The sequence below is a fragment of the Bacillus sp. RK1064 genome (genome assembly GCF_051488405.1).
In the GTDB taxonomy this organism is placed as follows: Bacteria; Bacillota; Bacilli; order Bacillales; family Bacillaceae; genus Bacillus.
This window is the reverse complement of record NZ_JBPSCZ010000001.1, coordinates 3622937-3629238: the sequence shown is the minus strand read 5'-3', so window position 1 is coordinate 3629238 and position 6302 is coordinate 3622937. Positions and strand designations below refer to the sequence as shown.

Genomic DNA, 6302 nt, shown 5'->3' with positions numbered 1-6302 from the left:
AAATTCTGATGCATTTACGCGCACTCAAAAAAACTAAAAAGGATGTCTCCTTACATGACCCCATCGGTCAGGATAAAGAAGGCAACGAAATTTCTTTAATTGATGTCTTAAAATCAGAAAGTGAAGATGTGATCGATACCATTCAGCTCAACATGGAGCTTGAAAAAGTAAAGGAGTATATCGACATTCTCGACGGCCGAGAAAAAGAAGTCATCGTCGGCCGGTTCGGTCTTGATTTAAAGAAAGAAAAAACGCAGCGGGAAATAGCAAAGGAGCTCGGGATTTCGCGGAGCTATGTATCCCGTATTGAGAAGCGGGCGCTGATGAAGATGTTTCATGAATTTTACCGGGCGGAGAAGGAGAAACGGAAGCGGGAGAAGGGGAAATAATATCAAAGAAGCCGGTCTAAATTCCGGCTTCTTTTCATTCCACTAAGCACTCAACATAATAAAACCATATCATTGGTTATGGAGCTTAATTCCATTACACTCCTTATATTCATTTGCCATCGTTTCTATACGTTTATGTGAATTATGGTTAAAATGGTAAGTCAAAACAAGGATCGTTCTTTACTTTTTCATCTTATTGATTAAGAATTTTAATCTCTAGTCTAAATATAGTGTTTTTTATAAACAGACAGTAATTACCATGTCGTGGCATGTCTGTTAAAGTAACCACCTGTCTTAAATCCAACTTTTTTATAGGAAAAATTGGATGGCTAGTTCTCCATGTTTTATAATTACTGATACAGAACTCCGGCTTGCTGAAGTTTTTCTATCCTTTCAAAATCCTTTACATAAATGATCTCAATTTTTTGACTGCTTTCTTCATATTCCCCTTAAAAATTAATAATCACTTTCCCTTTTGGTCGTCCATTTGCGACTAGTTCTAGCGCTTCATTTACGTTGTCTATAGTAAATAGTATTGGATGAATTGCTGGAACAATGTTGTTTTCTTCAATGATTTTGGTAATCTCTTTAAGTTGTGCGCCGTCAGAACGAACGAAAATAAAATGATATTCCACGTTTTGTTTCTTAGCTTTGCGGTCATAATTTGCGCCAGCAAGGGAAAATAATATTCGTTTCCACAATGGGGAATTTAGGTATTTCCCGAAACGTTTATTTGGTCCTGTACGGAGAGAGAGCAATCTTCCGCCTGGTTTGATGATACTCAATTCACTGTCAAATTCTTTAGGTCCCAGTGTATCAATCACGTAATCCACATTCGACAACAAGTCAACATAGTTTTCTATTGCATAATCCAAATATTGGTCTGCACCCATTTCCAAAGTGCGTTCGCGCGCTTCTGAGTTGCCACTAACAATGACATTTAGGCCCATTTCCTTTGCTATTGGTACAGCCATTTGACCAAAGCTGCCTGATCCACCTGGAATGAAGACAGATTTACCTGACTGTGCCTCAAGTTCTTCATGTAGACCTTGATACGCTGTGAGTCCAGCCAGTGGTACAGCAGCGGCTTCCACGTAAGACAAATTTTTTGGCATGGGTGCAATTGCGGCAGCATCAATTGCGGCATATTCCGCAAAAGCACCAATTTTTTTAAGGGGAAGACGTGTATAGATGGCATCTCCTACGTGAAATTCTGTCACATTTTTTCCGATTTTTTCGATAACTCCTGTCAATTCATTACCAAGCGTTAATGGGAATTCATAATCTTGAATCAGTTTCACGCTGCCTGTAATAATTAACATTTCGAGTGGATTGACTGCCGCAGCTTTGACCTTTACCAAGACTTCGTTTTCATCGATTTCTGGAATTGGAATGTCATTGACTTTGGCATGGATATTTTTTGAATACTTGGTGATCTGAGCTGCTTTCATGAGTGTTTTCATTTTTTCATTAGCATCCTTCCTTGAGATTATTACAGCTGGTGTTCCCACACTCAATCAGTAGAACAGATGTTAGAGTTCATCAGCCCATAGCGTTCGAATGCAGTACACGTCAGCCAGTGTAGCGCAATTCATGCGTCAAGCATTTTTCAGTTGTATGCCTTTTTTAAGCATTACTGTCCATTTTGCAGGTTCAATTTAAAAACTACTTTTCATTCCCTTTTTTTTGTTACAAAAATAGAGAGTCACTTCCCAGTCCCAAACTGTTTGTGGAACCTTGATATTTGCCATAAGTTATACTTATCTCTTGCGCTTTGCTACGTGTCATTTGTGCCATCGCTAAACGATTATGTTACCATATATATAAAAATTAGATTTAAAGGCTTTCTAGTATTGGAAAGATCGGCTTTCTCAACTTAAATTCATAGTTTTCATCTACAACCCCAACCACTTCATCTTTGTCATAAACCTCCATCATAAAACCTGCCATTTGCTTAGCTGTGTGGTACATAGGGAGATTTGCTTTGTAATCAAACTCTTTTATATCATTTGCATGTTTTGCGAATTCTGTTTCCGTCATTGCTGGTGCTAAAACTTTTGCCTTCATTTTCGCACCTTTCAGTTCAAGTTCTTTTGCAAGCCCTTCGGTGAAGGCACTAACATAATATTTAGAAGCAGAGTAAGCAACACTGCCAACAGCAATTACATATCCAAGTGCTGAGGATACGTTAATTAATTGAGTTCCCTCTACATCAGCATATTCTCTTACAAATAGTGTAGAAAGGATTGTCAAGGATTCTATGTTCACGCGTAACATGGTTTCTACTTTATCTAAATTCTGATCTATGACAGAAGAGGTTTCACCAAGACCAGCATTATTAATCCAAGTCTCAATTTGATACTCCTTTAAACTGTTATACAGTGTATATGCTTGATCTTTGACAGATAGGTCACTTGTCCGAATAATAACATCTAAACTAGGATTTATATTCTGAATGGTTGATTTAAGTTCTTCTAATTTATCTAATCTTCTAGCTGCAATAATTAAGTTTTTGCCACGAGCAGCAAATGCTAATGCTGTCTCATATCCGATACCTGAGCTTGCTCCTGTAATAACTGTGTACTTCATATTATTCTCTCCTTAAAAATATTTCTCCTTGTTCTTGACCATGTTTCAGTAGATCAAATAAGAAGGTTTCCGTCTTTATAAAAATCTCTGTAACTTTTTTAGTGAACGATTTATTCCAATACGAGATCTTGGCTAGATGGCAGATCATAATCAACTGCCACTCCCCCCTGGTCACCCTCAATTAGGTCAATGCCCTGTTCTTTGCTGTGTGGATCTGACCATACGGGTCACCATTTTGCGCGGCATCAGTCGTGGAAGGAATGCCATGAACCGGTTTCGAGCCCCTGGCATTATGAACGTCTTGCCGCGTAAGAAGCCTCGGTACCCTTCCTCAGCCACCTGCCCGGCCTCCATGATAGCACCACTCTGGAACAACTTCGATTCCCCAATACCCGAACGTTCAACAAAGCCGGTTGACGTCAGTCCCGGACATAGTGCCGTCACAGTCACCCCTGTACCGCTCAGTTCGTTCTCCAAAGCCTCAGTGAACGACAGCACGTACGCCTTCGTTGCGTAGTAAACCGACATCATAGGTCCTGGGAAGAAAGCCACCAACGAAGCCACATTCATCACGCCTCCTTGGCCCCGTTTGACCATATCCGGTAAGAACAGTTTCGTCATAACAGTCAGAGCCTTGATATTGACGTCAATCATATTCGTCTCTTGTTCTAACTGCGTCTCCAAGAACGTCCCGTACAAACCGAAGCCGGCATTATTGACAAGATAGTCTACGACGATCCCCTTCTCCTTGAGCTCCGCAAAAATCTCTTTCGGCACACCGGGTAAAGCCACATCCTTTGCGATGACCGTCGCTTGACTGCCATATCTTTTCCTATATTCCTTCGCGAGCTCCAAAAGCTTACCCTCGCTACGCGCCACCAGCACCAAATTATATCCTCCCTTGGCGAAACGATCCGCCAACTCTTTGCCAATTCCACCCGATACCCCGGTGATAAGAACAGTTTTTTTCATTTTACAGCACACCTCCATTTTTAGTTTAATTAAACCTTTAAAACGTTTTACAGCGTTTCTTACTGCGAGTTGTTACTATGGATGTAGGTTATCGATAATTGTAATTTTTGTATAAGAGGATTTATACTTGCCGCATATATCTCAACTGAGACCTCGCCATTATTTATTTTGGGCTTAGGGAAGTCTAAAAAAATTTGGTTTTTCACCGTAGTTTTCAATCACTTTCATGACAATCCTTCACATTTTTAATTAACGCACATGTATCTATTTATAAAGAATCTAAGAAAAAAAGATATGAATATCCCTAGATGGGATATTCATAATTAATTAAATTATTTTAAGAAAGGATAATCTGTATAGCCTTCTTTTCCTCCTGCATAGAGCGTGTTTTTATCAGGTTCGTTTAGAGGAGCACCTGAATGAATCCGTTCTACAAAGTCTGGATTAGCTAGTACCCAAGTGCCTACTGTGACAACATCTGCAATATTATTATCTACATCAGACGAAAGTTGATCTAGAGGACGACCTGGACGGTTAACAAGAAGTGCTTGGTCCCAAAGTTGACGCACATCTTTTAGGAATTGCTCGTTTCCAAAGTGCATTAAATGCAGATAAGCAAGGTTAAGCTTATTTAATTCACTTATTAAATAGCGATACATCTCAAGGCTATTCTCCCCCTCATCAATGCCTTGCAGTGTTCCTTGAGGAGAAAAACGGATGCCTGTTCTTTCTGCTCCTATTTCATCAACAACTGCTTTAGCTACTTCAATTGCGAATCGAGAACGCCCCTCAATCGTACCACCGTATGCATCTTGACGATGATTGGAGTTTTCACTAAGGAATTGTTGGATCAGATAACCATTCGCTCCGTGAATTTCAACTCCGTCTGCACCAGCTTCAATTGCTGAACGTGCTGCTAAACGAAACTCATTGATAACATCTTTTATCTCAAGCTCACTCAGTTCTCTTGGTGTTGGAATTTTTTTCATTCCTTCTGCCGTGAAAATTTCTACACCAGGTGCAATAGCTGACGGTGCAACTGCTTGGCGGTGGTGAGGTGTGTTATCAGGGTGTGATACACGTCCTACATGCATAAGCTGAATAAAAATATGACCGCCTTCACTATGAACTTTAGAAGTTACTTTTTTCCACCCTCTAATATGATTTTCTGTATAAATACCAGGTGTATTCGTGTAACCTTGCCCATCATCTGAAGGTTGGGTTCCTTCGCTTATAATTAAACCGACTGAAGCACGCTGACCATAGTACTCAGCTACTAAATCGCTCGGCGTACCATCTGGTAAAGCTCTATTTCTAGTCATCGGAGCCATACCTATACGATTTTTTAATTCAATGTTTCCAATACGAACTTTTTCAAATAATTTGCTCATATGAATACTCTCCTTTTTAATAAGAATTAGAATCAAGAAATAAATTTACGTGTTCTGCAAATAGTTCTGGATATTGAAACAGATGCCCGTGACCAGAATCAGGATATATAATCAGCTGTGCTTTGGGTAATTTCTCTGCTAAGATATAACTGTTTTTAGTCGGTACCATCACATCATTAACACCATTAGTAACAAGTACAGGGTGTTTGATGTTTTGTAACCATTCATAATCATGATTAGATTTTTGTTTAGCCCATTTTGCAAGTGCTTGTAATTGTGCCTCTTTTACTTGCTCTGAACTGTTTACTTTTTTCTGATTAAAAATTCTTTGTAGTGAAGCCATTCCTGCAGATTTACTTGTTTCAGTTTGTTCGTAGAAAAAGAACATAAAATCATTTATTCCATCTTCTTTCGTTCCGCCGTGACGATTCATTCTTTCAAAAATCTCTGGATTTGGATTAATACCAGCTTCAGGCGAAGTACCTGCCAAAATCATTTTTCTTACTAAATCTCCTTCTTGTAAAGCTAGCTCTTGTGCAACCATGCCACCAATGGAAAAACCAAGAATGTCGACTTGTTCTAATCCAAGTGCTTTTATAAATGTTGCTGTATCTTTTGCCATATCAGCAATTGTAGTAGGCGTTAGTCCATCGGTCTCACCAACCCCTTTATTGTCAAATAAGATTACTGGGCGTTTATTTGCAATAGGTTCAAGCATGTCTGGATCCCAGTTTTCCAACGTTCCTCTAAAGTGAACAAGAAATACTACTGGTATACCATCTTTTGTACCAAATCTCCTATATGCGTAACGAGTTCCTTCTGCTTCAATAAATTCTGATTCTGTTGGTATTTTAAAATTTCTCATTTTTGTGTTCCTCCTTAGAAATTAAAAAACGATTTATAACTATGCATTATGCTGGTTTGTTTCATGCTTATTTTAGAATGAACATTCTAAAAAGGG

Annotated in this window: 6 protein-coding genes; 1 reads left to right on the top strand and 5 read right to left on the bottom strand. The window is 39.1% G+C overall.

The annotated features are described in order from the left end of the window. Window positions 1-389 (top strand): sigma-70 family RNA polymerase sigma factor (locus ACSSTM_RS18665; protein ID WP_437404283.1); only part of this gene is annotated, 389 nt, incomplete at its 5' end. A 449-nt stretch (window positions 390-838) separates the two neighbouring features. Here the strand turns inward: ACSSTM_RS18665 and ACSSTM_RS18660 are convergent. From ACSSTM_RS18660 to ACSSTM_RS18640, 5 genes are all read right to left on the bottom strand, one after another. Continuing rightward, window positions 839-1852, bottom strand: a complete 1014-nt coding sequence (locus tag ACSSTM_RS18660; protein WP_003217281.1) for an NADP-dependent oxidoreductase — start codon at window positions 1850-1852, stop codon at window positions 839-841. 373 nt (window positions 1853-2225) lie between these two features. Continuing rightward, window positions 2226-2978 carry an SDR family NAD(P)-dependent oxidoreductase gene (locus ACSSTM_RS18655; RefSeq protein ID WP_106036889.1) on the bottom strand — a complete coding sequence of 251 codons (753 nt, stop codon included), beginning with the start codon at window positions 2976-2978 and terminating at the stop codon, window positions 2226-2228. Window positions 2979-3164: 186 nt separating this feature from the next. Beyond that, window positions 3165-3950, bottom strand: coding sequence for an SDR family NAD(P)-dependent oxidoreductase (locus ACSSTM_RS18650; protein WP_437404282.1), 786 nt, complete (start codon window positions 3948-3950; stop codon window positions 3165-3167). Window positions 3951-4282: 332 nt separating this feature from the next. Further along, window positions 4283-5341 carry an alkene reductase gene (locus ACSSTM_RS18645; RefSeq protein WP_437404281.1) on the bottom strand — a complete coding sequence of 353 codons (1059 nt, stop codon included), beginning with the start codon at window positions 5339-5341 and terminating at the stop codon, window positions 4283-4285. A gap of 16 nt (window positions 5342-5357) precedes the next feature. Further along, a complete protein-coding gene (locus tag ACSSTM_RS18640; protein WP_034661396.1) occupies window positions 5358-6206 on the bottom strand; it encodes an alpha/beta fold hydrolase in 849 nt (282 codons plus the stop codon). Between the last annotated feature and the right edge of the window lie 96 nt (window positions 6207-6302).

Excerpts from the sequence above, each read along its gene's own strand:
- ACSSTM_RS18660 (WP_003217281.1), bottom strand. The coding sequence starts at position 1,852 with ATGAAAACACTCATGAAAGCAGCTCAGATCACCAAGTATTCAAAAAAT.
- ACSSTM_RS18645 (WP_437404281.1), bottom strand. The coding sequence starts at position 5,341 with ATGAGCAAATTATTTGAAAAAGTTCGTATTGGAAACATTGAATTAAAA.
- ACSSTM_RS18650 (WP_437404282.1), bottom strand. The coding sequence starts at position 3,950 with ATGAAAAAAACTGTTCTTATCACCGGGGTATCGGGTGGAATTGGCAAA.
- ACSSTM_RS18655 (WP_106036889.1), bottom strand. The coding sequence starts at position 2,978 with ATGAAGTACACAGTTATTACAGGAGCAAGCTCAGGTATCGGATATGAG.
- ACSSTM_RS18640 (WP_034661396.1), bottom strand. The coding sequence starts at position 6,206 with ATGAGAAATTTTAAAATACCAACAGAATCAGAATTTATTGAAGCAGAA.